Raw genomic sequence first — 1534 nt, forward strand, 5'->3', positions numbered from 1 at the left:
CGCGCGGCGATGCGCCTCCGCCCCCGCCTGGCGGTCCGCGCGGCGATGCGCCTCCGCCCCCGCCGCCGGGTGGCCCAGGTGGATCCGGTGGCCCCGGTGCGCCCCCTCCGCCCCCGCCGGGTGGCTGCGCACCGGGTGCGGTGCCGCCGCCTCCGCCGGTGAATGGCGTCGCCCCGCAAGGAGCTCCGGTTCCGCCGCCCGCGCCTGCCGGGGCGCCGGTTCCGGCTCCCACAGGCGCGGTTCGCCCGGCGGCGTGATCCGGCCGTGATGAAGGCGCCTCCGACTTCGGTCGGGGGCGCTTTTGCCGTTTGAGGATGGGGCGGAACGTGCGCTTCGACTTCGCTCACGCTGAACGGCCGTTGGGGTACGCGCCACAAATCCCCCCTCCGTTCCGCCTGAGCGAAGTCGAAGGCCACGGGATTACGCGGCCCCGAACGGGAACCTTCGCGGGCCTGACCCTTTTGCAGGGTTATGCGCTGGCTTCGATCGCTCGACATTCCGGCCGAATGGCTGTGGCTGCAACATGTCCTCATCATCGCGGCGGCGGTACTGATCGCGGTCGTGGTGCACAGTATCGCGATGCGGATCGCCGGGCATGCCGCGCGGCGCACCGCCAGCCAGAGCGACGACCTTGTCCTAGAACATATACGCCAGCCCTTGCGCTGGGTGGCGATCGCCATCGCGGTCAGTTTCGCGATGCGGCTCATCCCCATGTCAGGCGACGGGCGCGAAATCTGGCGGCAGGTGCTGGGCTTCTGCGTGCCGGCGTTGCTCGGCTGGCTGGCGGTGGCGGGACTGCGCGCGCTTCAAGGCGTCGTGTATCTACGCGCCGACATCAGCGTCGAGGATAACTTACGTGCCCGGCGCAAGCGGACGCGGGCGCAGATATTGGGGCGGATCGGCATCTTCCTGATCGTGTTTCTGACCGTCTGCCTGATGCTGCTGAGCGTACCGGGCATCCGCACCATCGGCGTCACCCTGATGGCGTCGGCGGGTATCGCCGGCTTGGTCGTCGGTGCCGCCGCCCAGCCCGCGCTCAAGAACCTGATCGCGGGCGTGCAGATGGCCTTTACCGAGCCGATCCGCCTCGACGATGTGGTCATCATCGACAATGAATGGGGGCGTATCGAGCAGATCCACCTGACCTTCGTGGTGGTGCGCATCTGGGACGAGCGGCGGCTGGTCGTGCCGGTCGCCAAGTTCCTGGAGAACAGCTTCCAGAACTGGACGCGCGAGACCAGTCAGTTGCTGGGGTCGGTCTTCTGGTATCTCGACTCGGCGGCGGACATTCCCCGGTTGCGCGAGAAGATGGGCGAACTGGTTGAGGCGAGCACGCGCTGGGACCGGCGCTTCTTCAACATGCAGGTGACGGACGTGAAGCCGGACTCGATCGAAGTGCGCGGGCTGATGACGGCGCGCGATGCTTCGACCGCGTTCGATTTGCGGTGCGAGATACGCGAGGGGTTGCTGGAATATATCCGCCGCGAGATGCCCGAGGCGCTGCCCCGGCGGCGGTTGGAGCATCATTCGAATA

General features: G+C 68.1%; 1 protein-coding gene. It reads left to right on the forward strand.

Annotated features, from left to right (window positions below):
* Positions 1 to 471: 471 nt before the first annotated feature.
* On the forward strand, positions 472 to 1534 hold a 1063-nt coding region (locus SP6_RS18105), incomplete at its 3' end, for a mechanosensitive ion channel family protein (RefSeq protein ID WP_053003309.1).

It is taken from the genome of Sphingomonas paucimobilis NBRC 13935 (genome assembly GCF_000739895.2).
GTDB lineage: Bacteria > Pseudomonadota > Alphaproteobacteria > Sphingomonadales > Sphingomonadaceae > Sphingomonas > Sphingomonas paucimobilis.